General features: G+C 58.6%; 28 protein-coding genes, 4 tRNA genes and 4 pseudogenes. 13 read left to right on the plus strand and 23 right to left on the minus strand.

Annotation, left to right across the window (positions count from 1 at the left end):
- Window positions 1-288: 288 nt before the first annotated feature.
- Window positions 289-363, minus strand: a tRNA-Glu gene (locus U5G49_RS08570).
- Window positions 364-604: 241 nt separating this feature from the next.
- Between U5G49_RS08570 and U5G49_RS08575 the strand changes: the two genes are divergently transcribed.
- Complete coding sequence (locus U5G49_RS08575; protein WP_322790933.1) at window positions 605-1792, plus strand: IS481 family transposase; 1188 nt, start codon at window positions 605-607, stop codon at window positions 1790-1792.
- Between the two features lie 44 nt (window positions 1793-1836).
- On the opposite strand, the gene U5G49_RS08580 is transcribed toward U5G49_RS08575, so the two are convergent.
- Window positions 1837-1912, minus strand: a tRNA-Ile gene (locus tag U5G49_RS08580).
- Between the two features lie 360 nt (window positions 1913-2272).
- Here U5G49_RS08580 and U5G49_RS08585 point away from each other — a divergent pair.
- Window positions 2273-3028 carry an FkbM family methyltransferase gene (locus U5G49_RS08585; protein ID WP_246289111.1) on the plus strand — a complete coding sequence of 252 codons (756 nt, stop codon included), beginning with the start codon at window positions 2273-2275 and terminating at the stop codon, window positions 3026-3028.
- Window positions 3029-3238: 210 nt separating this feature from the next.
- On the opposite strand, the gene U5G49_RS08590 is transcribed toward U5G49_RS08585, so the two are convergent.
- From U5G49_RS08590 to gloA, 4 genes are all read right to left on the minus strand, one after another.
- A tRNA-Glu gene (locus U5G49_RS08590) sits at window positions 3239-3313 on the minus strand.
- 73 nt (window positions 3314-3386) lie between these two features.
- A tRNA-Glu gene (locus tag U5G49_RS08595) sits at window positions 3387-3461 on the minus strand.
- Window positions 3462-3659: 198 nt separating this feature from the next.
- Window positions 3660-4727 (minus strand): YcbK family protein, encoded by a 1068-nt coding sequence (locus U5G49_RS08600; protein ID WP_193444952.1) that lies wholly within the window; start codon window positions 4725-4727, stop codon window positions 3660-3662.
- A gap of 166 nt (window positions 4728-4893) precedes the next feature.
- A complete protein-coding gene (gloA, locus tag U5G49_RS08605) occupies window positions 4894-5334 on the minus strand; it encodes a lactoylglutathione lyase (protein WP_018073425.1) in 441 nt (146 codons plus the stop codon).
- A gap of 195 nt (window positions 5335-5529) precedes the next feature.
- On the opposite strand from gloA, the gene U5G49_RS08610 reads away from it, so the two are divergent.
- Complete coding sequence (locus U5G49_RS08610) at window positions 5530-6108, plus strand: cold-shock protein (protein ID WP_193444953.1); 579 nt, start codon at window positions 5530-5532, stop codon at window positions 6106-6108.
- 1 nt (window position 6109) lies between these two features.
- Window positions 6110-6598 (plus strand): DUF192 domain-containing protein, encoded by a 489-nt coding sequence (locus U5G49_RS08615; protein ID WP_193444954.1) that lies wholly within the window; start codon window positions 6110-6112, stop codon window positions 6596-6598.
- A gap of 216 nt (window positions 6599-6814) precedes the next feature.
- On the opposite strand, the gene U5G49_RS08620 is transcribed toward U5G49_RS08615, so the two are convergent.
- From U5G49_RS08620 to U5G49_RS08640, 5 genes are read right to left on the minus strand one after another with little or no spacing between them, the layout of a single operon-like run.
- Window positions 6815-7789 carry a site-specific integrase gene (locus U5G49_RS08620; RefSeq protein WP_193444955.1) on the minus strand — a complete coding sequence of 325 codons (975 nt, stop codon included), beginning with the start codon at window positions 7787-7789 and terminating at the stop codon, window positions 6815-6817.
- A 44-nt stretch (window positions 7790-7833) separates the two neighbouring features.
- Window positions 7834-8268 (minus strand): hypothetical protein, encoded by a 435-nt coding sequence (locus tag U5G49_RS08625; protein WP_193444956.1) that lies wholly within the window; start codon window positions 8266-8268, stop codon window positions 7834-7836.
- Window positions 8261-8512, minus strand: a complete 252-nt coding sequence (locus U5G49_RS08630) for a hypothetical protein (protein WP_193444957.1) — start codon at window positions 8510-8512, stop codon at window positions 8261-8263. The genes U5G49_RS08625 and U5G49_RS08630 overlap by 8 nt, the downstream gene beginning before the upstream one ends.
- Window positions 8497-8952, minus strand: a complete 456-nt coding sequence (locus U5G49_RS08635; protein ID WP_193444958.1) for a hypothetical protein — start codon at window positions 8950-8952, stop codon at window positions 8497-8499. Before U5G49_RS08635 ends, U5G49_RS08630 begins: the two co-directional genes overlap by 16 nt.
- Window positions 8949-9212, minus strand: a complete 264-nt coding sequence (locus U5G49_RS08640; RefSeq protein ID WP_193444959.1) for a hypothetical protein — start codon at window positions 9210-9212, stop codon at window positions 8949-8951. Before U5G49_RS08640 ends, U5G49_RS08635 begins: the two co-directional genes overlap by 4 nt.
- Window positions 9213-9276: 64 nt before the next feature.
- Here U5G49_RS08640 and U5G49_RS08645 point away from each other — a divergent pair, with 64 nt between their 5' ends.
- Window positions 9277-9657 carry a hypothetical protein gene (locus tag U5G49_RS08645; RefSeq protein WP_193444960.1) on the plus strand — a complete coding sequence of 127 codons (381 nt, stop codon included), beginning with the start codon at window positions 9277-9279 and terminating at the stop codon, window positions 9655-9657.
- 5 nt (window positions 9658-9662) lie between these two features.
- Here U5G49_RS08645 and U5G49_RS08650 read toward each other — a convergent pair whose 3' ends face one another.
- The 8 genes and pseudogenes from U5G49_RS08650 to U5G49_RS08680 all read right to left on the minus strand — a co-directional run bounded on the left by U5G49_RS08650 (window position 9663) and on the right by U5G49_RS08680 (window position 13589).
- Window positions 9663-9869 (minus strand): ClpX C4-type zinc finger protein, encoded by a 207-nt coding sequence (locus U5G49_RS08650; protein WP_193444961.1) that lies wholly within the window; start codon window positions 9867-9869, stop codon window positions 9663-9665.
- Window positions 9862-10062, minus strand: coding sequence for a hypothetical protein (locus U5G49_RS08655; RefSeq protein ID WP_193444962.1), 201 nt, complete (start codon window positions 10060-10062; stop codon window positions 9862-9864). Before U5G49_RS08655 ends, U5G49_RS08650 begins: the two co-directional genes overlap by 8 nt.
- 2 nt (window positions 10063-10064) lie before the next feature.
- Window positions 10065-10592 (minus strand): single-stranded DNA-binding protein, encoded by a 528-nt coding sequence (ssb, locus tag U5G49_RS08660; RefSeq protein ID WP_193444963.1) that lies wholly within the window; start codon window positions 10590-10592, stop codon window positions 10065-10067.
- Window positions 10592-10930, minus strand: coding sequence for a hypothetical protein (locus U5G49_RS08665; RefSeq protein WP_193444964.1), 339 nt, complete (start codon window positions 10928-10930; stop codon window positions 10592-10594). The genes ssb and U5G49_RS08665 overlap by 1 nt, the downstream gene beginning before the upstream one ends.
- Window positions 10927-11373: a hypothetical protein gene (locus U5G49_RS08670; protein ID WP_246289114.1), complete on the minus strand. Its 447-nt coding sequence runs from the start codon at window positions 11371-11373 to the stop codon at window positions 10927-10929. Before U5G49_RS08670 ends, U5G49_RS08665 begins: the two co-directional genes overlap by 4 nt.
- A gap of 221 nt (window positions 11374-11594) precedes the next feature.
- Window positions 11595-11663, minus strand: a pseudogene (locus U5G49_RS37095) (NUMOD4 domain-containing protein); the annotation flags it as partial.
- Window positions 11663-12400 carry a 3'-5' exonuclease gene (locus tag U5G49_RS08675; RefSeq protein WP_193444967.1) on the minus strand — a complete coding sequence of 246 codons (738 nt, stop codon included), beginning with the start codon at window positions 12398-12400 and terminating at the stop codon, window positions 11663-11665. The pseudogene U5G49_RS37095 and the gene U5G49_RS08675, both read right to left, overlap by 1 nt.
- Before the next feature lies 1 nt (window position 12401).
- A complete protein-coding gene (locus tag U5G49_RS08680) occupies window positions 12402-13589 on the minus strand; it encodes a recombinase RecT (RefSeq protein WP_193444968.1) in 1188 nt (395 codons plus the stop codon).
- A gap of 136 nt (window positions 13590-13725) precedes the next feature.
- Between U5G49_RS08680 and U5G49_RS08685 the strand changes: the two genes are divergently transcribed.
- The 5 genes from U5G49_RS08685 to U5G49_RS08705 all read left to right on the plus strand — a co-directional run bounded on the left by U5G49_RS08685 (window position 13726) and on the right by U5G49_RS08705 (window position 16946).
- Window positions 13726-13860, plus strand: coding sequence for a hypothetical protein (locus tag U5G49_RS08685; protein ID WP_281365505.1), 135 nt, complete (start codon window positions 13726-13728; stop codon window positions 13858-13860).
- 5 nt (window positions 13861-13865) lie between these two features.
- Window positions 13866-14132 carry a hypothetical protein gene (locus tag U5G49_RS08690; RefSeq protein ID WP_193444969.1) on the plus strand — a complete coding sequence of 89 codons (267 nt, stop codon included), beginning with the start codon at window positions 13866-13868 and terminating at the stop codon, window positions 14130-14132.
- The gene (locus U5G49_RS08695; RefSeq protein WP_193444970.1) at window positions 14129-14314 is read left to right on the plus strand and encodes a hypothetical protein; all 186 of its coding nucleotides are present in this window, start codon (window positions 14129-14131) and stop codon (window positions 14312-14314) included. Before U5G49_RS08690 ends, U5G49_RS08695 begins: the two co-directional genes overlap by 4 nt.
- Complete coding sequence (locus U5G49_RS08700) at window positions 14311-14793, plus strand: hypothetical protein (RefSeq protein WP_193444971.1); 483 nt, start codon at window positions 14311-14313, stop codon at window positions 14791-14793. The genes U5G49_RS08695 and U5G49_RS08700 overlap by 4 nt, the downstream gene beginning before the upstream one ends.
- Before the next feature lie 206 nt (window positions 14794-14999).
- Complete coding sequence (locus U5G49_RS08705; protein ID WP_193444972.1) at window positions 15000-16946, plus strand: acyltransferase family protein; 1947 nt, start codon at window positions 15000-15002, stop codon at window positions 16944-16946.
- Between the two features lie 260 nt (window positions 16947-17206).
- Here U5G49_RS08705 and U5G49_RS08710 read toward each other — a convergent pair whose 3' ends face one another.
- Entirely contained in the window at window positions 17207-17581 is a 375-nt protein-coding gene (locus tag U5G49_RS08710; protein WP_193444973.1) for a thermonuclease family protein, read from the minus strand.
- An 882-nt stretch (window positions 17582-18463) separates the two neighbouring features.
- On the opposite strand from U5G49_RS08710, the gene U5G49_RS08715 reads away from it, so the two are divergent.
- Window positions 18464-19402, plus strand: a complete 939-nt coding sequence (locus tag U5G49_RS08715) for a sialate O-acetylesterase (protein ID WP_284200591.1) — start codon at window positions 18464-18466, stop codon at window positions 19400-19402.
- A gap of 508 nt (window positions 19403-19910) precedes the next feature.
- On the opposite strand, the pseudogene U5G49_RS08720 reads toward U5G49_RS08715, so the two are convergent.
- Window positions 19911-20023, minus strand: a pseudogene (locus U5G49_RS08720) (thermonuclease family protein); the annotation flags it as partial.
- A gap of 141 nt (window positions 20024-20164) precedes the next feature.
- Between U5G49_RS08720 and U5G49_RS08725 the strand changes: the two are divergent.
- Window positions 20165-20632 carry a DMP19 family protein gene (locus tag U5G49_RS08725; RefSeq protein ID WP_193446839.1) on the plus strand — a complete coding sequence of 156 codons (468 nt, stop codon included), beginning with the start codon at window positions 20165-20167 and terminating at the stop codon, window positions 20630-20632.
- Between the two features lie 48 nt (window positions 20633-20680).
- On the opposite strand, the pseudogene U5G49_RS37100 reads toward U5G49_RS08725, so the two are convergent.
- Window positions 20681-20812 (minus strand): annotated as a pseudogene (locus U5G49_RS37100) (transposase domain-containing protein); the annotation flags it as partial.
- A 67-nt stretch (window positions 20813-20879) separates the two neighbouring features.
- On the opposite strand from U5G49_RS37100, the gene U5G49_RS08730 reads away from it, so the two are divergent.
- On the plus strand, window positions 20880-21893 hold the full coding sequence (locus tag U5G49_RS08730) for an IS110 family RNA-guided transposase (protein WP_193446840.1): 1014 nt from the start codon (window positions 20880-20882) through the stop codon (window positions 21891-21893).
- A gap of 270 nt (window positions 21894-22163) precedes the next feature.
- Here U5G49_RS08730 and tnpC read toward each other — a convergent pair.
- Window positions 22164-23270, minus strand: a pseudogene (tnpC, locus tag U5G49_RS08735) (IS66 family transposase); the annotation flags it as partial.
- Window positions 23271-23305 lie beyond the last annotated feature (35 nt).

The raw sequence follows: 23305 nt of genomic DNA on the forward strand, positions 1-23305 counted from the left end.
ACTTGTCATCAAAGACTTGAAGCGCGAGTTCTGCCTGCCAGATAAGAAATCGCGAGCCGGCGCATTGCAAGTGGCTGCTCATACGAAAGCGGCGTGACCATCGATCACGCCGCTTTCTTCATCTCATAGACGCTAGATTAAAGCGCCAGTTGCGGAGGTCGGATGCGAAGCATCTCTCCAGCCCCGCCGGCGAGTGCGGTTACGCGAGGCTTGCGCAGAAGGAGGGCAGAAGCGGCAAATAAGCCCGCTGATCTGGCCCAAATCGATGGATGAATTTCTGGGAGAAAGTGGCACGCCCTAGGGGAGTCGAACCCCTCTTTACAGAATGAAAATCTGTCGTCCTAACCGATAGACGAAGGGCGCGTGCTGTGGCGCCCTTATAGTCAGCACCTCAGAAGGCCGCAAGCGCCAAGGCGCGAAAAAATCATCGTTTTCGGCATTCTTTTGCTGTTGTGGATAACCACCGCGCCGGATACGCCGAAGCGGAGAAAGATCGAGCCTGCGGGTTGGGTTGGGCAGCATCGTGCTGCCCGACCTGAGAGATAGGTGACGTTTCGTACCGGAGACATGGGTAACACTTTTCGTTTTTTGGCGGGAGGTGTTGATGCCGTGGAAAGAGACTTCGGTGATGGAGGAACGTCTACGATTTGTCGCCCGGCTGCTAGAGGGCGAAGGCATGAGCGATGTGTGCCGTGCATTCGGCATCTCGCGCAAGACCGGCTACAAAATCTTCAATCGCTATAAGGACGACGGCCTGGAGGCGCTGACGGATCGGTCTCGACGGCCGGTGCGGTATGCCAACCAGCTGCCTGAGCCGGTCGAGGCGATGATCGTCTCGTGCAAGAAGAGCAAGCCGCATTGGGGTGCCAGGAAGATCAGGGAGCTTTTGGTGAAGCGCCTGGCCGGCGATGTGCGCGTGCCGTCGAAGAGTACGGTGCATGCCGTTCTCGATCGACATGGTCTGGTCGCCCATGCCCGCAAGCGGCAGCGACATCGAGCCGAAGGGACAGCCTTGTCACCGGCATTACTGCCGAACGATCTGTGGTGCGCCGACTTCAAGGGCGAGTTCAAACTTGGCAATGGTCAATACTGTTACCCATTGACGGTCACCGACCAGGCGTCACGTTATCTTCTCGCCTGCGAAGCCTTTGAGTCGACGCGAGAACGGGCTGTCTTCGACGCGTTCCGCCGGCTGTTTATCGAATGTGGCCTGCCGACGGCGATCCGCAGCGACAACGGCTTGCCTTTCGCCAGTCCAAACGGGCTCTACAATCTGTCGAAGCTGTCGGTGTGGTGGCTGAGGCTCGGGATCACGCTGGAGCGCATCAGGCCGGGCCGTCCCCAACAAAACGGCCGGCATGAGCGCATGCACCTGACGCTGAAAAAAGAGGCGACCAGACCACCCGGCAAAAACATCCTTCAGCAGCAGGCCCGCTTCGATGCTTTCGTCAGCGAATTCAATCAGGAGCGGCCGCACGAGGCGCTCAACATGAAGGTGCTGGCAGATCTCTACGTCGCTTCGTCACGCCTCTATCAGGGCCTGCCGGAGATCGACTACCCCTTCCATGATCGGGATGCGCTGGTGACCAATTGCGGCCGCATCTGCATCTATCGCAAGAAGATCAACATCTCGACCGTGCTGGCCGGCCAGAAACTGGGGCTCAAGGAAGTCGACGACGGCATTTGGCTCGTCAGCTTCATGCATTATGATCTGGGATATATCGACCTGCAGCAGAGAACTTTGCAAACCATCGACAACCCGTTCGGCACGAGGTTGTCACCCATGTATTAGGTACGTTTTGTTACCTATGTCTCCGGTATGGACATGCAAGCGATTGGTACGCCCTAGGGGACTCGAACCCCCAACCAAGCGGTTATGAGCCGCCGGCTCTAACCATTGAGCTACAGGCCCTCGCGTCGAGTGTCCGGCGCCTTGGTGCCGGAGGCCGGCACCGTAATGCCGGGGCAATGGTTCCCGCAGCGCGGGTTCCGCTCTAACGCAAATCCGATTGAGCCACGATCACTTTAGCCTGCGCGTCGTCCGGACGCCTCGGCCAGACCTCGTCGATCGGCGGTCATTACCGGGACTGCCGCTCCAAGACGCCAAATAGCCAATCCCACCGCCCCATCATCAACTGGCGAGGTTGAAGGGATCCACGGCTATGTCGGCTTCACCTAAAGAACTAGGCTTGGTGAAATGGCCGCGCAAGGCACCAACTATCGATGATCTAGCCACTAGTTGCCAATTCACGGAGGATGGAAAAGAAGGAGCATGCCGCTCGATGAGCGGATAGCGCATGCGTTCGAGTTACCGGGAGCCTACATGCTTCATATCGCTAATATTGCGCCACCTCGGTTCAGGCTATGGACGCGCGCTTCACGAGAATGGCGCCGTGGTGAGCCCGAGCTTCGGATCCTCGACAGACTATGCCGTCGGAACCAGACTGCAATCGATATAGGTGCGAACTACGGTGTCTATTCTTGGTTCCTGACCAAGTATGCGCGCGATGTCGTCGCCTTCGAACCTCAGCCTAACATGGTAGCTTTTCTGAAGGCTGCGCTTGGTTCGTCGGTTCGGGTCGAGCAGGTCGCACTTTCCGACAGCGATGGCGTTGCAACGATGCGGATCCCCAGTGATCAGCTCATGGATGGCTGCGCCACGATTGAGGAGCAGAATACGCTTTCGACGCAAAATGTCGAAGAAATTTCCGTTCCAACCCGGCGTTTGGACAGCTATCAGTTCGGCACTGTAGGCTTCATTAAGATCGACGTTGAAGGGCACGAACTAAAAGTACTCGAAGGCGCAGAGGCTATATTGAACCGGTATCGCCCAAACCTGCTCATCGAAGCGGAAGACCGACATCGACCCAACGCTGTCGTCAGTGTGATCGACTATCTTAAGCCGTTTGGATATTCTGTATATTGCCTGAAAGATCGAAAATTTCGCTCCCTGTCGATCGACGACATCCAGAAGGGCTCTGCCGGAACGCCTTATAACTACGTCTTTTCTATCCGCGAGGATCTATAAAGAGCCTTTCGTGTGCCCCCGTGCTCACCACCCCGACGACCGAGCGGCTGCAAGAAGCATCTGCGCCAGGATATTTTATCGGCCGTTGAGAACGGTTTAAACGCTTCTTGAGCCGCTCTTAAAACCTGATTGGGCTTTTTCTAAGATTCCGCAACCTCGTGTCAAAATTTCGCAAAATTGCGTCCGGCTAGATTGAGACGAGAGGAATAGTGGTACGCCCTAGGGGAGTCGAACCCCTCTTTACAGAATGAGAATCTGTCGTCCTAACCGATAGACGAAGGGCGCAAACCGTTCGCTAAAATAGGCGCGGGCGCCGGCTTCTGCAAGCGGATGCGATGGCTTCTATATGGAGAGAAAGTGGCACGCCCTAGGGGAGTCGAACCCCTCTTCCCAGAATGAAAATCTGGTGTCCTAACCGATAGACGAAGGGCGCTTCCTTCGTGGTGGCGCCCTTATAGTCAGGCATTTTGAATCCCGCAAGCGGGAAATGCGGTTTTCTTTCAAAAAAATGACAAGAAATCCTGCTGCGTTGCAGACGCCGATTATTGAAGCTGAATCAATAGGCTGCCGGTTATTTCTTGAACAGGACGAGGCGGCGCTGCCCTTACGTGATGCGAAAAGCGCGCGGCCGTCAGATCGCTCTTGCGGTCGTCAGCGGCGCGCGTTTGCCGCCGCAGCCCCAGTTCCAGTCACGGGTTTTGCCGGTATCGAGGTGGACCGAATCCGTATGGCAATAGGTGCCGACGCCGCCGCGGTCCGGCAACGAGCGGATATAGGCGGCGATATCCCATTTCGTCACACCGTCGATCTGGATGTCGGCGGCCTCGCAGCTCTTGTGCATCGATTCGTCGGCACCGCCGACGAGGCGGTTGTGCTCCTCGTCGCGATAGCCGGAGGTGACGATAACCGGTCGGCCGAAATGGCTTTCGACCGTCTTGATCACTTTCAAGAGGTCGGGCTTGAAGCAGCCGACCTCGACCTTGTCGTTTTGCAGATGCAGCCCATTCGGCGCGATACGCGTCATGCCGGGCAGGGCGGCCTTGTGCAGCAGGCCGGAGAGACTGCCGAGCAGGTTCTGCTTCGGCGCGCTGTAGAGCGCATTCATTGTCGAGGCTGGAATGCTGCCCGTCGTCAGTGACGCCGTTTGCACGGGCGCAAGCTGCGTGCCGCTATTCTGCGAGGATTGCTGCGGCAGCACCGGTTCTGCCGGCTGTGTGGGCGCGGGCGGCTGGCTGTAGACGCTGCTTCGCGCCGGCGCTGCACCTTCCACCGGCGCATAGGCCTGCGGCTGAATGACGGTGGACGTGCTGTTGTTCTGCGGCGCCGGCTGGTGATCGGAAAAGATGCTCATCGCCTGCGCGTTGATCCGGGTCGACTGCAGGACCAGCCCGCCAATATTGGCGGGCGCTGCCGTTGCCGAACCGGCGGGCGGGACGGCGGCATTCTGATCTTGTGCCACGACCTGAGGCGCGCCCTGGGCGCCGGAGACGTTGACGAGCCGGGGATCTGTATAGACCGAACGTGGGGCAGGGCTTGCAGCCGTTGCCGTGGCAAGCTGTGGTGCTGCGGTCGGCGCTACCGGAGCCGCTGCGACGGAATCTAGCGCCTTCTTGTCCGACGCGCAGCCGGACAGCGCCAGCACCGAGGTGGCGATCAGCAAAGCGCCCGTTACGGGCATCCGCATCTGCATGTTAGGCAAGCGAAAGTCTCCAGTTGATGCGGAAAATCGGCGAAAAACGCTTCTCTTCTGCCTCGAGTCGCCAGGAGATTGCCTGCGGGGCTGGATCGCGGCAAGCGCCAAGGCGCCGGCCGGACCCGAAATCGAAAAAGCCGCAAGCCTCGCAAAAGCCTTGCGGCGAAAACCCTTACCAGGCGCCGGTATTGCCCATCGAGGCCCAGGGCTCGGCGGCCGGAAGCGGGCTGCCCTTTTGCAGGATTTCGATCGAGATGCCGTCGGGCGAGCGCACAAAGGCCATGTTGCCGTCGCGCGGCGGCCGGTTGATAGTAACGCCGTTGTCCATCAGATTCTGGCAGGTCGCGTAAATATCGTCGACCTCATAAGCGAGGTGGCCGAAATTGCGTCCTCCGCTATAATCTTCCGTGTCCCAGTTGTAGGTTAGTTCGAGGCAGGGAGCTTTTTCGCTGCGCGCACGGTCGAGATCGTCGCGAGCGGCCAGAAAAACCAGGGTAAAGCGGCCTTTCTCGTTTTCGTGGCGGCGAATCTCCTCCAGCCCGAACAGCGTGGTGTAAAAAGCGAGCGAGGCGTCTAGATCTTTGACGCGTACCATTGTGTGGAGATAACGCATTCTATCTACTCCTTTATTGGGGCTGGCTTTTTTCAGCAAGCCGAGGTCAGCTTCGGGCAAGTCATCTTTATAAAATGTGCAGCTGGGAATAACCGAAAACTAGGACTTGCGCTTATCCGTTACCAAGATGTTAATCTTGATTTGAAGAATCAGTTAACCGTAACAGTGTGACGCGTATTCGAGGGGCTGGCGACAATGGCTGATAGGATTTCATCGAACGAATACTCCGACGTCGACGAGCTATCGGGAGAGCCAGTCGATCTTGTTGAAATCACCGGCGTCGTCAAGTGGTTCGACGTCGCCAAGGGTTTCGGCTTCATCGTGCCCGACAACGGCTTGCAGGATGTTCTCCTGCACGTCACCTGCCTGCGTCGCGACGGTTACCAGACGATCCTCGAGGGAACGCGCATCGTCGCACTCATCCAGCGTCGCGAGCGCGGCTACCAGGCTTTCAAGATCCTCTCGATGGACCAGTCGACCGCGATTCATCCCTCGCAGCTGCCGCCGGTGCGCACCCATGTGCAGGTCACCGCGACGAGCGGACTCGAGCGTGCGCTGGTCAAGTGGTTCAACCGCACCAAGGGCTTCGGCTTCCTGACGCGCGGCGAGGGCACAGAAGATATCTTCGTGCACATGGAAACGCTCCGCCGCTTCGGCCTGACGGAACTGCGCCCCGGCCAGGTGGTTCTTGTCCGCTTCGGCGACGGCGAAAAGGGCCTGATGGCCGCAGAGATCCATCCCGACGTTCCGAGCCCGGCCAGCCGGTCTCACTAATATGAGCAGCCTTACCCTGTTTCATGCCATCAGAAGCGCCATATTGGCGCTTTTTTTCATGGTCGCGCTGCCGGCTTTGGCCGAGGAGCAAATGCGGTTCGACAAGGAGCCGCTGCTCATCCAGACCGCTGCGGGCAAGGTGCTGCATTTCACCGTCGAGATTGCCTCGACCCCTGATCAGCGCGCCCGCGGACTGATGTTTCGCAAGGTCATGGCCGACGATGCCGGCATGATCTTCGATTTCGATGAGCCGCGGCGCGTCACCATGTGGATGGAAAACACCATCCTGCCGCTCGATATGCTCTTTGCCGATGACACCGGCACGATCCGCCACATCAAGGAAAAGGCAGTGCCCTATTCGCGCGACATCATCGATTCGATGATCGCGGTGAAATACGTCGTCGAACTCAATGCCGGCATCGTCGCCAAACTGGGAATCAAGCCGGGCGACAGGATCGTCAGCGCCACGACGACGAAGAATGCGAAGTAACGGCGCGTACAACCGCGAGCACGCAAGCTGCGCTGCGACTGTCCAGGAATTCAACAATATCGGGATATTAAATGGTCGGAGTGGAGAGATTCGAACTCCCGACCCTCTGGTCCCAAACCACCTTTTATGGAACCCACTTCCGGCAATTCAGGGGGGAAAGGCTGAGAACCACCAAGAACGTCAGGAGAACATCCGTGTTTTTCTCTCACGGTGCTCTCACAGATTTCCACCCTCGATCACCCGCACCTTGCCATTGGCTTTGGTGCTCGGTGCAAACAGCCGCCGCTTCGTGTGCTTCTGCAGCTTCGCGATGATTTCCTCAGTGGCTCGCATGGGCTGCTCGAGGTAATCCGGGTCGAACTTCTCGTACCAGTCTGTCGTCGACGAGCCCTCGCTGACCTTGTGGCCGAGCCACTTCGAGCGCTGCTCTCTGGACACAGGGAAGGAGGCGCGACGCATATTCGTCGCCATGAAGTGCCGCAGGGTGTAGCAGGTCATTTCCGGCATATCGAGGCCGATGTCGATGATGGTGCCGTCTTCCGCGACGGTCGGCTTGCCGAGCTTGTTTAGGCGCTTCTCCACAGTGTCCTGATACTGCCGAACCGGACGATCGTCCCCCCAGTGTTCCAACCATGCGGCGATGTTTGTGGTTGCTCGAATGACCGGACGGCGCTTTTTGGTCTGGCGCCTTCCAACAGGGTTCAAGTCGATTGTCCCGAACTCCCTGTTCCACTGCTTCGAGATGCGGAGGTCGAAGATCGCCTCGTTTCGAGCGCACGTGTTGAGTGCGATGATGACGTAGCGGAAATCATCCTCCTCCTCGATCGCGTCTATCCACCGCCCCAGATCCTGGAACGTCGGGATATATTCGCGGCCAGTCGAGACCGACCCGCCGATGTGCTCAGCGATTTCTTCCTGATTGCAGAATATGGACACTGGAGCGTCGAGCAGTTGCACCTCCTGCTCTTCGCCAGCTATCATGATGATCTGCGGAACAGCGGCATAATTGATGGCGGCTCGCACGGAGATCATATAGGTCATGATCGATTTTGCGCTGAGTTCTTCCTCTCGCGCCATGTGCGTCCACACACGGCGCTGGTTCGTCCTTGTCAAATCGGCAACCGTCGGTGAGGGTATAAAAGTCAGTAGTGCCTGCAGAACGAGTTGGGCCGCGCGGCGGGCGGCGGCCATTTGACTATAGCCCTTCGGCTCCGCGTAGTGATCCTTATAATGGGCTAGGACGTCGGCGAGACTGACGTGGCTTGGCGCTTTGCTTGATTCCGGCGCGCGCCCAAGGAGCTCGATGAGTTCGTCTTTTGCTTCCCGAAGATCGACTGCATCGAGAGCTTTTCTCTTAACACGTCGGCTTCCGTCCTCGTACCAGTAGCGATAGAAGCCTGGTCGACCGGGCTCTTGCCCAATCCACTGGTCGCGATATTCGAAGAGGCCTCGCTGTCCTCGGTCCTTCCGCATGTCATTTCCTTGTCCAAGGCAGCCGACAGATCCGATTTCGGATAGACCGTCCTGCCATCCTTGCCTTTAAAGCACCGAATTGTCTCCTCGCGAAGCCACCGGTTCAAAATTTGTGCGCTGAGGAACGGATACTGCTCAAGCACCTGATCGTGTGTGATGAGGTCGTCAATGGAGATGGGTGTAAAGCGATCAGCCATGATTATCCCCGATCTCCACAGGCGGGTGCACGCTGCGCGCTCCATGCCAGTACGGCCCGCCATGTCTCATTTCGCGCTGTCTGACCGGATGCGCAAAGAATGCAGGCGTCGTGATGGCAACGAATTCCGAGCAATTGGGGCAGGTGACGATCGAGGTCGGTCCGTATTCCGGTACCGGCTCGAAGCCGCAGCGGCAGTTCGCGAGGTGAGGGGTGGCGTCGTCGGCCTTCAGGTGATTTTCCACGCTTCGAACTCCTCAACAACGTGGCGTAAATTCATGCCATTCGACCTGGTGCGGTCAAGATCAGCGAGGGCCTTCACGTGGCAACGCTCGATCAGCACCTTCACCGCTGCCTCCTCAGTCTTCACTTCCAGGAAAGCACGGAACAGAGAGATCCGGCAAAGGCTGCGGGCCTCTTCCTCTTTCGGCCCAGGTTCGCTGCTCGCGGGCGGCGGGGCGGCCTGCGAAGGCCGATCGGCGGGGAACGTGTCATCGTCAGCCGGCATCTCCTGCTTTTGATCTGGCCGCTCGGCCGGCGCGACCGGGGCGACGACATCGATGACGACATAGCCGTCGGCGTCGACGCGCAGCTCAAGCTCGCGCGCCCGGCCGACATTCGGCAGGATGGCGGCGACTACTTCGTCGACACTGAACATATATCGATCGACATGGATGGCGGTCATTTCTTGGTTCCCTTCTGCAGGAAAAGGTCTCGCCGGCGCGTCCACTCGCCGAGGCGATAGGCGTATTCGCCGGTCTCCGTGGCGCCAACGACCGAGCGCGATCCGGGTGCGCGGAAGATCAGGAAGGGGAAATCCCGAATAAGCACGTCGGCTTCGGTGAGCAGCTCGACCGCTTCATCCAACGCGTCGGCCAGCGCGCCTTTGCCGCCGAGGCGATTGATGCGGGAGAGGTCTTTCAATTTCTGAGCGACAGCGTTCATCCTATTGCTCCGCCACATAAAGTCGGCCATCTTCTGCGAGTGCCACGTTAGTAGGGAGTGTGAAATGGCGCTGCTGGCCTGCCGAGACTGTCAAGGAAAGGTTTCCAGCACCGCGATGAGCTGCGTTCATTGCGGCAATGTTCTGAGAGTCCAGAAGCCCGGATTTCTGGGGCTGGTGATCCGGATCCTCTACTTCCTGTTTTCGGTCGCGCTTGTGATCATCACCTTCGGGGCAATGAGATATGCCCAGCCGCTCGATGGCAGGGCGTTGATGATCCCCGTCGTGGCGTTCGGCATCTGGTTCACGGTTTCGATATCCCTGGCAGTCCTGCTCTACGTGACGCGGCACGGCAGGATCGTGAGGGTCGATGGAGCGACCGATGGCGAACAGCCGTCGGTCGGCAGCGGATGGAGCAGCCAAGGCCGCAAAGACGTCAGTTTCTGACTTCGTCACGACAGTCTCTCGTCTTGTTTTGCGTTGGTGTCGCGCGCCTGCGCGGCGACGATCGGCGCGCAGATCTCGCAGACGAAGGCCGTCCGGAGACGATTGGCGATCAGAACCCGGCAGTTGCCGGCGGACGCGCCGCAGAACGAGCAGGCCGGTTCCGGGAAAACATCGGTCGGCGAGGCATCGATGGTGAGTGCGATCTCAGCCATGGTTCCCCCCAAACTCAGCTTCGGCAGCCCATCGGCGAGCGGGCCGCATCTTCACGACGGCGGCGGCCTCATCCAGCTTGCGCCGGAACTCCAAGGCCTCGTCGTCTCGTTCGTGGGGCAGGGTGAGGTAGGCGCTCCATGCCGCCTCGAGCATTCGAACGACCACGCGTTCGGAAACCGTCAGGTCCTTCATCGTCACCTCCAAGGCATTTCGAATGGGATGTCGTCGTCCAGATCGCGGGAAAAGTTGCCGCCGGAGCCGCCGCCGCCATAGCCGCCGCTATTGTCGTTACCGCGGGTGTTGCCGCCGCGCCGCTGGCCTTCGTCGCGGCCGGAACCACGATCATCACGGCGACTGTCGCCGGCGCTGTCCTCACGGCCGGACAGCATGATCAGCTTGGCGTCGAACTGCAGGATGACTTCGGTCGTGTAGCGATCGGCGCCGCCCTGGTCCTGCCACTTGCGGGTCTGAAGCTTGCCCTCGATATAGACCTTCGAGCCCTTCCGGAGATATTGCTCGCAGACTTTGGCCAGGCCTTCGTTCCAGACGACGACGTTGTGCCAGTCGGTCTTTTCCTTCTTCTCGCCGGTATTGCGATCGCGCCAGCTCTCCGACGTCGCGACGCTGAAGTTGGCGACAGCATTGCCGCCCTGGGTGCGGCGGATCTCTGGGTCTTGGCCGAGGTTGCCTATCAGGCAGACTTTGTTGAGGGAGCCCGCCATCAGTGCAGGCCTCCGGTGTCTTGGCGCGTGGCGATATCGTTCATGTCTCTCGTGATCTCTGAAAAAAGCATGTGGGCGAGGTTGGTGGAGCATGTCCGGCAGGCCGCGCCGGCGTGCTCGGCCTGAAGCAGGGCATTGCAGAACCTGGGGAGCAGGGTGAGCAGGTCAGCCTGCAGGTCGAGCGGCGACGTGCTGGTAGATCCGGCTGACCGGAGAAATTCGATAAGGCTGAGCTGAAGGAACGCGCCTTCCGTTGTGATCGTCTGCAGCGTGTGCTGCTCGGCGAGGCCGGCGAGGAAGGTCAGCCACTCGGCCGGGGTCTTTGGAGGTTTGCTCAAGCGCCGATCTCCTGCAGAGCCTCGGCACGGGCGCGACTGAGCTCGGCCATTTTTTCATGGGAGCCGGTTTGCATATCGGGGTGACGGGTCTTGGAAAGCTCGCGGAATCGCTTTTCGATTGCCCCGACCGTCGCCGGTTCTCCGTCGTCCCAACCGAAGACAACGCGCCAAGGCTTCATCGCGGCTGGCGCGGGCAATGCGGCGAACCCCTCGAATGCGCGCTCCATCATGGTCGAGCCGCCGTGGCGCTCAAGTGATCGCAGCGCCTGAAGGGCGAGCGTGAGAGAGCGAATATTTTCCTCGGCGCGATCGAAAGCGTCGCGCGCCATGACCATCGGTCGGTTCTTGTAGGTGAAGTATACGGCGATCCCCGTGTCGTCGGGTCTGGGCGCGCCCGCACGAGGCGCACCGTCCAGCCGCAGCTCGTAGTTCGTCGACAGCACGACATTCGTCGCCCCCATGGTGTCGAGCTCGTCAGCGAGCGCCGATCGGGCGGCATCGAAGGTCCAGGGCTTTCCTTTGTGGCTCCAGTTGCTCTTTCCGTTGGTGCGGCGATTGATGGGGGTATCCTCGCGACCGAAACTCTGCGCGTGTCACCAGAGCGAGACAGGGTCACGCGGCAGCTGCCGCCCGCCGTATCGCGCCGAACGATCCGGCCGGTGCGAAGGTTTTTGACGTTGCCAAGATTGCTGACTTCGTATGGCCAACCAGGGATTTTGATCCAGTTTTCCATTAGAACCCCCGATCCCAGGAGCTTGAGCGGAGGCGAGCGGCGGGTGCCAACGGCTTCGCGGCGGTCCGACGATTGATCTCGTTCTGAGCGGCGGTCTTTACGCCCTTGCGCATGTCGCTGCCGACAATGAATTTCAGGTAGGAGTCGGGAATTTCAGTGAATCGGCTGCCCTTATGAACGCCGAACGGCATCTTGAGCGGGACAGCGCCCGGGTCGGAGTGGGCAAGCATCTCCTCGATCGTCAGGTGTTTGATCAGCTGCAAGAAGATGCCGGCAGAGACGGCGGCATCGTAGCCAGCGCGGTGTGCATCGCCATCGACCGTAATGCCCAGGAATTCCTTCAGTGTCTCATTCTTGTGGTTCGGCGCTTGCGGCCAGACATGGCGAGCACACTCAAGCGTGCAGATCCACGGCAGGGCCGAACGCACAAACTGCTTGTCGAACGCTGCATTGTGGGCGCCGAGAACCACAGGGCCGCGCGATAGAAATGCGCGGGCCTCATTCGGATCCATGCCGTCGACAACCATGTCATCGGTGATGCCGTGGATTTCCGTGCACTTTGCCGGGATCGGGTGACCGGGATTGACGAACCGGCTTTGGTGTTCGCCTACGATCCTCCAGCCATCCGGATAGAGAACGAAGTCGACCCAACCGATTTCGCACATCTCGGCTCGGGGCGGAAAGCCAGTCGTTTCGGTATCGCAAAGGCGGAGAACGGAGAGAGGGGCGATATCCATATCAGTTCCCCTCCGCATCGAAGCCTTCGAGCCAGGCGGCCGTCAGCGCTTCCACTTTTTTGAATTCGGCCGGAATTGCCTTGCGGCTCATCTCCTTCGAGCGGGCATCACGCCCAGCTCGGTATGCGGAGGCTTCCTGCTCGGCGTTGGGAACTGCGGTTCGAGCGGCGTCTTCATTTGCCTCCGCTGCACGCCTGTCCCACTCCTCCTGCGTTGGCGCGCCACCGGTCTGGTCACCTTCGCCCTCGTTCGGCTGGCGCCGGTCGGCATCCTGCCGGGTTTCCCGCCTCTGCTGGCGCTGCTCGGTCTTACGGCTGGCGTCCTTACGCTCGGCAGGCAGCTTCTCCTTCTCCCCAAGCTTCTCCATCGGCATTGATGAGCCGGACTGATCGGTAATGCCGACAAGGGCGTCGAGACGGTTCGCGATACCGCGCGGCCGGTTTCCCGCCGGCGTGATATCGCGGGCCTGCGCAGCCAGGTCGTAGAGGAAGTTGTCGCGCTCAAGGACCTGCGCGATCTCGCGGGCGATGGGCAAGCGTTTGGCAAGGCGCTTGAAGACAGTCTTCTTCGACATTTCTTCAAACCAGTCGACCCACGGGCCGCTGTCCGGCGACTTCGAGGTGGCTTTCACCTTGTCGATGTCGATCAATCGCATCGTTTCAACGAAAACGCCGCCGTTTTTCATGATGACCTGGGCGTAGAAGCGACGGATCAGCTTGCGGTCCTGATCCTCGGCTTCCTCGTGGAAGAGGTGCTCGCCATCGTCGTCGGTCCAGGCGCGAAATTGATCATTGCCGTAGACAATGCCGACCGTTGCGCTCTTCACCTGGCCCGTGTTGTAGACCTTCGTGAAGATGCCGCGGATCATCGGGAGCCACTGAACCTTCTTGATCCAGGTGTCCTTCTGGCCGTTCTGTCCCTTGATCTTGGTGTTATAGACCACCATCGCCCCTTCCTTCTTGTCGGGAATGAGCCCGTCGATGGCGGCGGCGAGGGCGGCTTCGAAGAACGAAACTCGGTCAGCAATGAGTAGATTCGGATCGCCCATTGCCGCGCGGATCAGGATCGCCTTGAACTGCTCGGGCGTGATGTGGGATGGGAGAGCGTCGGCAAAGCTGCCGAGCCTCTTCTCGATCTGATCCCGAAGCGTCTGGACGTTCGGATCGTTGGAGATTGCTACGTCGTTCATGGAAGGCTCCGATCAGCGGAAGGAGGTCTTGGAGTCGCGGAAGATCCGGACGCCGGGCAGGCGGACCGTTGCGGTCGTTCTGCCGCCCGAATGCCGGAAGATGACGCCCGCTCTCTCACTGAAGCCGGATCGAGACATGACGCAGGAAGAGATCTTCAACGGATGGTCGGCCGACCGGACGGCCCGCAACATCGGCGAATCCTGCCGCGCCGCCTGTGTGGCGGCCGTCGACGCCGCGAAACAGGCGCAGGCTTTTCGCCGTAGCAGGTAGGAATAATGGAACAAGTCGGCAGCGAGATCGGCACATACCTCATCTCACAAGGCCCGATCGGCGTCCTGGCCCTGATCATGACCGGCCTCTACGTCTACGAGCGTAAGGGCCGAAGCAAGGACCGTGAGGATTTCGACAACGAGCTTAAAGAAGCTCAGTTGGCCAACATCGAGACCCTGAAAATCATTCTTCCGCTGGTGCAGAAGCTGACGACCACGATGGACACGGTCCTCCCTCTGTTGATGCGCAACCTCGACAGGAGGCAGGGATGAGCTTGTCCTCGTGGCTGAGCCGAAAGCCGAAGATTGATCACCAGATCAAGCAGATCGAGGAGGAGAAGCGAGAGCTTCAGGCGGAACTGGCGCAAGCCTCCGTCACCTTCGAGCGCCGGCGGCACCGTGTGCAACAGATTGCAGAGCAGGCTTTAAAGAGCATGAGAGAAGGGCAGCAGTGACGATGAGGAGGTTCAAGAAGAGCCTGGCAGCTTGGGGCGTCCTCGCCGCCATATTTTCCTTCTGGGTGCTGTTCGCGCTCCTGCGGCAGGACCAATTGACGAAGGTTTCCTACGGTCTGGCGCTGGGCGCCATCTTCGCCGTCCTCATCCGATACACCAAGGACGCTTTCTATTCCCTGCGCGAGGGCAGGGAGGGGTATAACTTCCTGGTCGTCGGCGTCTACCTGACCTTCGTCATTCTCTTCTGGCAGAGGATCTGGGCGATCGTCCTCGACATGTACGACCGGCCGGACAGCCTGGTCTATTCGCCAGTCTCGCCGTTCATCTCGTGGATGCTGATGATCGCGTCGGCTCTGGTGGCCATGGCCCCGGACGTCGACAACGGGAAAGTGGCGAATGCGAGCCTGCTGCGTTTCGGGATCGCGCTTTTCATCGCCGGATTGATTTCCGGGATCAGCATCACGAGCTTCCTATCGTGATCTGGTGGGAAAGTTTGTTGCCGGGTCACGGAAAAATAGCTCCGTCGTCGTGGCAGCGCTCGCAAGCCGAATTGGTCGGATCGCCACTTCCAGTGTTTCGCGCGCCCTAGTGACAAATAGGGCCACGGGGTCATCCATCCATTATGCCCGCCGTCCATTGATTTGCTCTCGCTTCCATGCTAGCCGCCGCGAAGCGAGGGCAAGGTATGAATTTGGCGAGAGTGGCGATCGCTTCGGTCGCGAGCAGGCATGCCGAGATCGGATATAGGCCGGATATTGACGGACTGCGCGCCGTCGCCGTGCTTTCGGTCGTCATTTTCCATGCCGATCACGGTTGGTTGCCAGGTGGATTTGTCGGCGTCGACATTTTTTTCGTGATCTCCGGCTTCCTGATCAGTTCGATCATCCTAAACGACCTCAGCTCGGGTTCGTTCAGCATCGCGACGTTCTATGCCAAGCGCATTCGCCGCATTTTCCCGGCCCTTGTTACCGTGCTCGCTGCCAGTTGGCTGGCGGGATGGTTCATGCTGACGGCCGACGAGTTCAAATCGTTGGGCGCGCAGATCGCCGCCGGAGCTGGTTTCGCGGCAAATATCTATTTCTGGCTCACATCCGATTATTTCGCGTCTTCTTCTGATCTTCTACCCGAGCTACACCTCTGGTCGCTTGGCGTCGAAGAGCAATTCTACGTCATGTGGCCGATGCTTCTTGCCTTCGCATCTCGACGTCGGATGAATACAGTCAAGCTCATAGTCTTGCTTGGCATCATCTCGCTTGTCCTCAATATTTTGATCACTCCCCATGATCCCGTGCAGACGTTCTTTCTCCCGTATGCTCGGCTCTGGGAACTATTGCTCGGCGCGCTGTTGGCGACCGCAGGACAGCCTGGATCAATGCCATTGAACCAGGTCAAGGCATCGGTCGGCGTCGCGCTCATTGCTGCAACGCTGATTCTTGTCGACAATTCGGCTTCGTTCCCCGGTTGGCGGGCGATTCCACCCACCATAGGGGCGGCTCTCCTCATCTCGGCCGGCGCCTCGGCGTGGGTGAACCGCTATTTCCTTTCCAATCGTGTCGCGGTTGGCATTGGCCTGATCAGCTATCCCCTCTATCTCTGGCATTGGCCCCTTCTGGCGTTCGCCAGGACCGCAGCAAACGGCGAGCCAAGCTTGGTCGTTCGGCTATTGCTCGTGGCTTCATCCTTCCTGTTGGCGTGGGCGACATACGAGTTTCTGGAGAAGAAAGTTCGGTTTGGCAGCTTCCGGCGCTCGGCGGTCAAGCCGCTTGCAACTGGTGCCGTCGTAATTCTGGCCGCTGGTCTTGCGACGGTACAGCAAGGCGGTTTCGTTGGCCGCTTCCCCGCGGTTGTTCAATTTCTGGCGGATTACAAATACCCGCAATATACGGCCGGATATCGTGTTGGTTCCTGCTTCTTGCGGCCAGACCAAGGGCCTAACGATTTTCGATCGGAGTGCGGGGCAGCCGGCGGGGTCGTATTGTGGGGAGATTCTCACGCTGCCCATTTCTACCCCGGCCTGCTGAAGGCAAGCTCCGAGAGGCATTTTCCCCTTGGACAATTCAACGCAGCGTCTTGCCCGCCAATCATTGGCTTCAAGTCAGCGGGAAGAGCAAACTGCCCGGAGATAAATCAATTTGGCTTTGATCAGATTTCTTCGCTGAAACCGCGCACTCTGGTTGTCTCGGCCGACTGGACGAAATACGTCGACAATCCCGACTTCGCCAATCTGCGCCCGACGTTAGAAAAGCTGAAAGCCGAAGGCGTTGGCCATATCGTGCTTATCGGGCCGGTGCCGCACTGGCGACCGTCACTGCCGAAAATCCTGCTAGATTCCTTCAATGAAAGCCCGTCACATACCGTTCCAGATCGACTTCGGACAGAGCTGAATGACAGCGTGGCAAAGACTGACAGGCAAATGCGGGAGCTCGCCCAAGAGATGAATGTCGAGTACTTTTCCGCGTTCGAATCCCTGTGCAGTGATGAAGGATGTCTCACGAAATTGGGAGACCGTCACGACGATTTGACGGCATGGGACTATGGCCACCTAACATTCTCGGGCTCTGATTATGTGACGCGGCGATTAATGGCGGACCCATCGATGCGATCTCTGGTCGATTTTCGCGCAGGACAGTGAAGAGTTTTCTGCACCTATCAAGGCTCCCCGCTAAGGATCGGCCTAGCGTTCCACGCCAAGACTGCCCGCCAGGCCTCGTGTTCACGCTGCCTGGCGGCGTCGCGGAAAAATGGCGGCGTGTCGACGGCTGCAGTCTCCCTGCATTTCTGGCAGGATATGACCGAGGCAGGACCATAGACGGCGTCTGGCTCGATGCCGCAGCATAGGTCCGGATGCGGTATGGTATCGTCACCATCGATGATTACGTCTCTCTCCACCGGTTAATCACACCAGTCGTTGCGCTGCTTCGTGCTCCACGTCTTGGCGAACCCTTCCTTGAGCAGCTTCTTCCCGATCTCTTCCCCGTTCGTTCGATAGATGTTGACGAGCGGGCGGTGCGTAGGCGTCTTGTCCACAGCGCCGCTTAGGACGATCCGCAATCCTTTTTCAGCTAAAAGCTCTTTCAATCTCCCCTTGGCGATCAGCGCCAGCTTCCGTTCCTTCATGAACTTTGCATGGCTTCCGATCTCCGGCGTATCAATGCCAGAGACGAACGGAACACCTTCCCCCAGTAGTCGCATGTTCTGCCCATCGCATTTCACCGTGTCGCCGTCGACGGCCGTGAGCGACGCGCATAGGATCAGGCCGGCAATCATCTCGAATCCACTTTGTTCCATACTGCTACCGCACGCCAGGTCTCGTGCTCGCGCTGAGTGGCGTCGTCGCGAAAGAACGGTGCTGGCTCGGTGGAGATCGTCTCTCCGCATCTCGGACAGGAGATCTGCGTTAGTGGGAGGCCATGGTGTAACCTCGGCTTAACACCGCAGCATTTGTCCATCTGCGGCGTGGTGTCATCGATCCTTGTCGGCCGCCATCGCATCCGTCTATCGACCATGTTTTGGCCGACCATGCAATTCCACCGTTCAAAAAAGCCCCGCTTTAGAGCGGGGCTAGGCTGAGGTTTACGACCGGCCGCACGGCGAAGTGTCAGGCTGGAGTTATAACAAATCTCCGCACGGCCTAACGCTCTTACGATCAACACCCGCCATTTGTTCCACGGGGCGGAAGAATTTTTGGTGTCGATCCCGGGTTGGCCGAAACCAAATGCCAAAAAAGCCCCGCCTTTGGAAGACGGGGCTAGTTTGGGTTCGGCGGGCCGCATATTGAAGTGTATGGTAGGCTGCCATGACAATCTCCGCACGGCCCGATGTCTTACGATCGGCGGAGCCAATTGTTCCCGTTCCGAAAGTTTTTTATCGCGAGGAACTCCGCTTCCTGGTTTCGTTCCATACGTCCGCCGCGGGGATGAGGAAGGGGTGCTTCTAGCAGGCTGCGTTGCGCGCGGCCACAGTTTGTTCTCAAGGGCTCATTGTCCTGTTTTACTCGAAAATACAAATTGACTACAGTCGCGTGACTAGTAGTTTGTATCATTCGGCAGCCGCTTAATCATGCCAGTGCAAGCAGATGTGGCTACGGCAAAAGAACAGTGTCTGGACCAGCTTCGATTAGTCAGCGTATCATGAGTAAAGGGTGACAACATGCGTAAAATAATAGCGGCCGGCCTGGCTGCCTTGATTGCCATGTACTTTCTCGGCGGCATGAGCGCGAGACGCGAGATTTTTCCTTGGCCACAACTTTCCGCGTTGAAGAAAATGGGAGCCGGAGAGAAGGCGGCAGCTCCGAGCCGCTATACCTTCGACGACAAGGAACGACTCATCGGGGATGAATCAAAAACGCTTGTGACCTGCCCGACTCAAACTGATCGAACTGCTGTCTTACTCGTTCTTGGCCAATCGAACGCGGCCAACGACGGTGGACAACGGCACAGGTCAAATTATGGCGCTCGCGTTGTAAACGCCTTTGACAAACGCTGCTTCATCGCCGCCTCGCCACTTCTTGGATCGACCGATACCAAGGGAGAGTACTGGACGCTGCTTGGGAACAATTTGATCGCATCGGGACAAAATGACAGCGTTATCCTCGCACCTCTCGCATATTCCGGATCTGAGGTCGCGCGATGGGCGAAAGGCGGTGACCTCAATCCTGTGCTGGTCGATACCGTGAAACAGCTTCAGGATTCCGGTTATCGGATAACGAATGTTCTCTGGGTGCAAGGAGAGGCGGACCTCGTTCTGGGCACCACTGCGGAGGCCTACCAGAACCGTTTCATGTCGATGGTTGACACATTGCGTCAGCACGGCGTCGAAGCACCGGTTCACATTTCGATCGCATCGAAATGCCTCGAACCGAGCAACGGCGGCTTCAAGGAGCATATTCCGGACAACGCTATAGTGCGGGCGCAACTGGCGTTGTCAAAAAGCGGCCACGGTATCCGAGAAGGCGTAGATTCCGACGCGTTACTCGATAGTGACGACCGCTACGACGATTGCCATATCGGGGGCACAGGCGCGGAAAAACTGTCGCAGGCCTGGCTGGACCTTCTGCGCGGCGATAGCTACCTGGAATCCTCACGATAATCTTGCCAGCGTTTTCGCACTTTGGTCGGTGCAGACCTTCTTGAGGCCCCGCCGAAGCGGGGCGATTTCTGGAAAGGCGGACCGCACAGGAAGAAAGAGGGAAGCGGACCGCCCCACCATGGGGCGCCTGTGCGATCCTTCCGGCCTAACAGTAGATAGCCGGAAAAGTTCCTTACGGTTCCGGCCAAATTAACGGCTCCAAGGCCGGCAGGAGAGGAACGGATCGCGAAGATTGCATGGGGTGTGCTGCTGGAGACAGGAGGCTCCCTTCGCGATCCGCTCCGAGCCAAGTAAACACTTTTGTGTGACACTAGTTCCGGTACAATTCTGTACAGTAATAGTATTGTCGTCTGTCAATGGGGAAAAAAGGACCCCGCTTCGTAGCGGGGCTAAGGTTGAGGTGGGTCGCACATCGAAGTGTCGAGTGGCTGTGGTAAGACAAATCTCCGCGCGGCCCATAGATTTACGATCAACTAAGGTTATTGTTCCGCGTCGACAGAATTTTTAATCAGTCGCACCAGTCGTTCAGCCGCTTCGGGCTCCACGTCCTGGCGAAGCCTTCATTAAGTACTTCTTGCCGATTTCTTCCCCATTCGTTCGGTAGATGTTGCCGAGTGGCCGGTCCGTTGTAAGCGGTGTGCTGCTCTCACCTTTACAATAATCGCGGCTTTAATGGGCACAGTAACTATAGCCGTTTGCAGGCTTCGCGATTTGATCGTATCAACACCCTCACGTAAGTGGGTTGGATAGTTGGGAGTCATCATGACAGCGCCATACAATGATCTTGGCTCGCTCGATGACTGGCTCCTTAAACAAGGGATTGAGCAGGCAGAGCGCGGGATTTCAATTGAAGACGAGCTTATTCCGGGGACGGTCGAGCGGTTAGGACTGCCTTATGTCTATCTTTACGCTACGGTTATTTTCGACGGGGAAGTCGCCAATGGCGGCCTTCCTCAGTTCTTCGAAAACTCATCCGGCGCTTTGGCTCCTATTGTTCGGGATGCGTTGCAGGCAATGGAAGTGCTCCACTACGCGACCATCATGACGCAACTTATCAACGCTTTTGGGCCGGAATACCCTCGCAATCAGTGGGTTCGAGTCGATAAGATAGACTCAGACACTTCTATCCAGGAAATGCTGGATCGCGGCTATCATGCCATTGATGTCTGGAGCCGGGAGTTCATCCTCGCACGCGACAATTACGCCAGAAAAAATGAATTATTGAAATGAGTAAACCGCGTCCAGAATGACTTTTGAGCCTAATGCGTTGCGGAACTGTTAGGTAAGGCAGGATAACTGCCACGGCAGAAGCTTGTCGATCTGGCTCTGTTTGTGCCCGTTGACGATGGCGGTGAGCGTGGCTGTCAGATAGGACTGCGGATCGACAGCGTTGAGTTTGATGAGGTGGATGGCTCCCTCGTCCGGCGCCATAGTGAAAGAGCGGTCGCGATGATCGCTCTAAGGGGAGATGTCATCCATGTGCGAAGTAACGACGGTCGGGCTTGATCTGGCAAAGCGGGTTTTTCAGGTTCACGGGGCGGATGCAAAAGGCCGCCCTGTTCTTCAGAAGAAGCTTCGCCGCGAGGAGGTGCTCAGCTTCTTCGCCAAGTTGCCGCCTTGTGTTGTCGGCATGGAGGCATGCGCCTCGTCGCATCACTGGGCACGCGAGATTCGTGCTCTTGGCCATGACGCCCGAATGATCCCCGCTTCGTACGTGAAGCCCTACGTCGCGCGGCAAAAGAACGACGCAGCGGACGCTGCGGCCATCTGCGAAGCAGTGACGCGACCGGCGGTTCGCACAGCTCCAATCAAGTCGCTGGCGCAACAGGCGTCGCGCGTCCTTCATCGCACACACGAACTTCTTTCGCGGCAGCGCGTTTCGTTGATCAATGCGATCCGCAGTCATATGGCTGAGTTCGGTGTGATCGCGCCCGCTGGTCCTCAACATGTCGGTTCGCTGATCCAGCGGATATCCGATCCGAAGACGCCGATCCCGGATGCGGTCCGAGAGCCTCTAAGTATCCTAGTCGACCAGTTCGTAGCCCTGGATGCGCGCATCAATGCTCTCGAGGCTCAGATGCGGAAGAATTGCCGCGAAGAGCCTGAATCCGCCAGATTGCTCAGCATCCCAGGCGTCGGCCCAATCACCGTCAGTGCCATATTGGCTGGAGTGCCGAACATCAGCGGTTTTCGATCGGGACGCGACTTCGCCGCATGGCTTGGGCTTGTGCCACGTCAGAACTCAAGCGGTGGCAAAGAGCGGTTGGGCCGTATTACCAAGATGGGTGATCGCACCATCCGACGTCTCCTGGTCATCGGCGCGATGTCTACGATACGCTGGTCGAGGAGTAAGCAGAACTTCGCTCAAAGTTGGCTGGGGCGCATTATCGCTCGCAAGCCGATCAAACTCGCGGCCGTTGCCTTGGCAAACAAAATGGCAAGGATCATTTGGGCGGTGATGACGCGCGAGGAGACCTACCGACCGGCATAAGTATCGATCGCCAGGATCAGCCGGGTGCTGGCGGTTGTGGTGCAACGGCGCTGAATGGGAAGATGACGCGACAGTTGATAGACGAGATCGGGACACCCAGTAGACCTGTAGGCGCTTCGAGCGCGTCAGTTTGTTATGGACCCGATCCGCGAATCTCATCTGGGCCGGCGGCGAGATGTGCCGCCTTTATGTAGGCCGGACACATGCAAGCCGCCGACTTTCGCGCATCAGTCAAATAAGCCTCTTGCATCACGGGAGCCATCCACACATGCAGGTCTCAATGAGGGAGGCGATAGTCCCCCAGTTCTCTGCTCCAGCGTCATGCCCTGCGAAGAGTGCGTTCTTGCGATTGAGGGCTATCGGCCGGATGGTCCGCTCGACGCAGTTGTTGTCGATCTCGATGCGGCCGTCGGTCAGAAACAGCTTCAAACCATCCCAGTATTTGGCGATGTAGGCCAAGGCCTCGCCGAGCGGGGACTTCGTCGCGACGCGTGCGCGGTGATGGACAAGCCAGGTCTGCATGTCGGCAATTAGTGGGGCTGATCGTTCCTGTCGCCCGGCGAGACGAGCCTCCGGATCAAGGCCGCGCAGTTCACTTTCGATCCGATAAAGCTCTCCGATCCATTTGACGCCGTCCTCGGCAATGGGTGCTATTCCGTTGCGGGTGATCTCCAACAGCTTGCGACGGGCGTGTGCCCAGCAATAGGCAAGCCGAATGTCCGGCCCAACGCGCTCTGGTGCGATCAGTCTGTTGTATCCGGCATAGCCATCGACCTGCAGGATGCCGGAGAAGCCCTGCAATATCCGTTCGGCATGAACGCTTCCTCGACCGGGAGCGTAGGTGAAGGCCACGCCCGGTGGAGTACCGCCGCCCCATGGTCGATCATCCCGCGCCAGCGCCCAGAAGTATCCGGTCTTGGTCTTGCGCGAGCCAGGATCGAGAACCGGCGCACGGGTCTCGTCCATGAACAGCTTGGTTGAGCGCTTCAGGTCGGCAATCAGTGCATCGAAGACGGGACGCAATTCGAACGCTGCCCGGCCGACCCAGTCGGCAAGCGTGGAGCGGTCGAGATCGATGCCCTGGCGGCTCATGATCTGGGCCTGGCGGTAAAGCGGAAGATGATCGGCATATTTGGAGACCAGCACATGGGCGACGGTCGCTTCCGTCGGCAGGCCTGCCTGGATCAACCGTGCCGGAGCCGGAGCCTGAACAACACCGTCGGTGCAGGCACGGCATGCATATTTGGGACGACGCGTGACGATGACACGGAACTGCGCCGGGACCACGTCCAGACGCTCGGAAACATCCTCGCCGATGCGATGCAGGCAACCGCCGCAGGCGCAGATCAGGCTTCCCGGCTCGATCACCTCTTCAACGAGGATGAGGCAGACGCTCCTGCCGGGACTAAGGT

Source organism: Rhizobium indigoferae (genome assembly GCF_034554815.1).
Taxonomy (GTDB): Bacteria; Pseudomonadota; Alphaproteobacteria; order Rhizobiales; family Rhizobiaceae; genus Rhizobium; species Rhizobium leguminosarum.

Bases quoted from the DNA above. Each gene is read 5' to 3' on its own strand.
- U5G49_RS08575 (WP_322790933.1), top strand. From the start codon at position 605: ATGCCGTGGAAAGAGACTTCGGTGATGGAGGAACGTCTACGATTTGTC.
- U5G49_RS08585 (WP_246289111.1), top strand. From the start codon at position 2,273: ATGCCGCTCGATGAGCGGATAGCGCATGCGTTCGAGTTACCGGGAGCC.
- gloA (WP_018073425.1), bottom strand. From the start codon at position 5,334: ATGCGTTATCTCCACACAATGGTACGCGTCAAAGATCTAGACGCCTCG.
- U5G49_RS08610 (WP_193444953.1), top strand. From the start codon at position 5,530: ATGGCTGATAGGATTTCATCGAACGAATACTCCGACGTCGACGAGCTA.
- U5G49_RS08615 (WP_193444954.1), top strand. From the start codon at position 6,110: ATGAGCAGCCTTACCCTGTTTCATGCCATCAGAAGCGCCATATTGGCG.
- U5G49_RS08620 (WP_193444955.1), bottom strand. From the start codon at position 7,789: ATGGCCGCCGCCCGCCGCGCGGCCCAACTCGTTCTGCAGGCACTACTG.
- U5G49_RS08625 (WP_193444956.1), bottom strand. From the start codon at position 8,268: ATGGCTGATCGCTTTACACCCATCTCCATTGACGACCTCATCACACAC.
- U5G49_RS08635 (WP_193444958.1), bottom strand. From the start codon at position 8,952: ATGACCGCCATCCATGTCGATCGATATATGTTCAGTGTCGACGAAGTA.
- U5G49_RS08640 (WP_193444959.1), bottom strand. From the start codon at position 9,212: ATGAACGCTGTCGCTCAGAAATTGAAAGACCTCTCCCGCATCAATCGC.
- U5G49_RS08645 (WP_193444960.1), top strand. From the start codon at position 9,277: ATGGCGCTGCTGGCCTGCCGAGACTGTCAAGGAAAGGTTTCCAGCACC.
- U5G49_RS08650 (WP_193444961.1), bottom strand. From the start codon at position 9,869: ATGGCTGAGATCGCACTCACCATCGATGCCTCGCCGACCGATGTTTTC.
- U5G49_RS08655 (WP_193444962.1), bottom strand. From the start codon at position 10,062: ATGAAGGACCTGACGGTTTCCGAACGCGTGGTCGTTCGAATGCTCGAG.
- ssb (WP_193444963.1), bottom strand. From the start codon at position 10,592: ATGGCGGGCTCCCTCAACAAAGTCTGCCTGATAGGCAACCTCGGCCAA.
- U5G49_RS08675 (WP_193444967.1), bottom strand. From the start codon at position 12,400: ATGGATATCGCCCCTCTCTCCGTTCTCCGCCTTTGCGATACCGAAACG.
- U5G49_RS08680 (WP_193444968.1), bottom strand. From the start codon at position 13,589: ATGAACGACGTAGCAATCTCCAACGATCCGAACGTCCAGACGCTTCGG.
- U5G49_RS08685 (WP_281365505.1), top strand. From the start codon at position 13,726: ATGACGCAGGAAGAGATCTTCAACGGATGGTCGGCCGACCGGACGGCC.
- U5G49_RS08690 (WP_193444969.1), top strand. From the start codon at position 13,866: ATGGAACAAGTCGGCAGCGAGATCGGCACATACCTCATCTCACAAGGC.
- U5G49_RS08695 (WP_193444970.1), top strand. From the start codon at position 14,129: ATGAGCTTGTCCTCGTGGCTGAGCCGAAAGCCGAAGATTGATCACCAG.
- U5G49_RS08705 (WP_193444972.1), top strand. From the start codon at position 15,000: ATGAATTTGGCGAGAGTGGCGATCGCTTCGGTCGCGAGCAGGCATGCC.
- U5G49_RS08710 (WP_193444973.1), bottom strand. From the start codon at position 17,581: ATGATTGCCGGCCTGATCCTATGCGCGTCGCTCACGGCCGTCGACGGC.
- U5G49_RS08715 (WP_284200591.1), top strand. From the start codon at position 18,464: ATGCGTAAAATAATAGCGGCCGGCCTGGCTGCCTTGATTGCCATGTAC.
- U5G49_RS08725 (WP_193446839.1), top strand. From the start codon at position 20,165: ATGACAGCGCCATACAATGATCTTGGCTCGCTCGATGACTGGCTCCTT.
- U5G49_RS08730 (WP_193446840.1), top strand. From the start codon at position 20,880: ATGTGCGAAGTAACGACGGTCGGGCTTGATCTGGCAAAGCGGGTTTTT.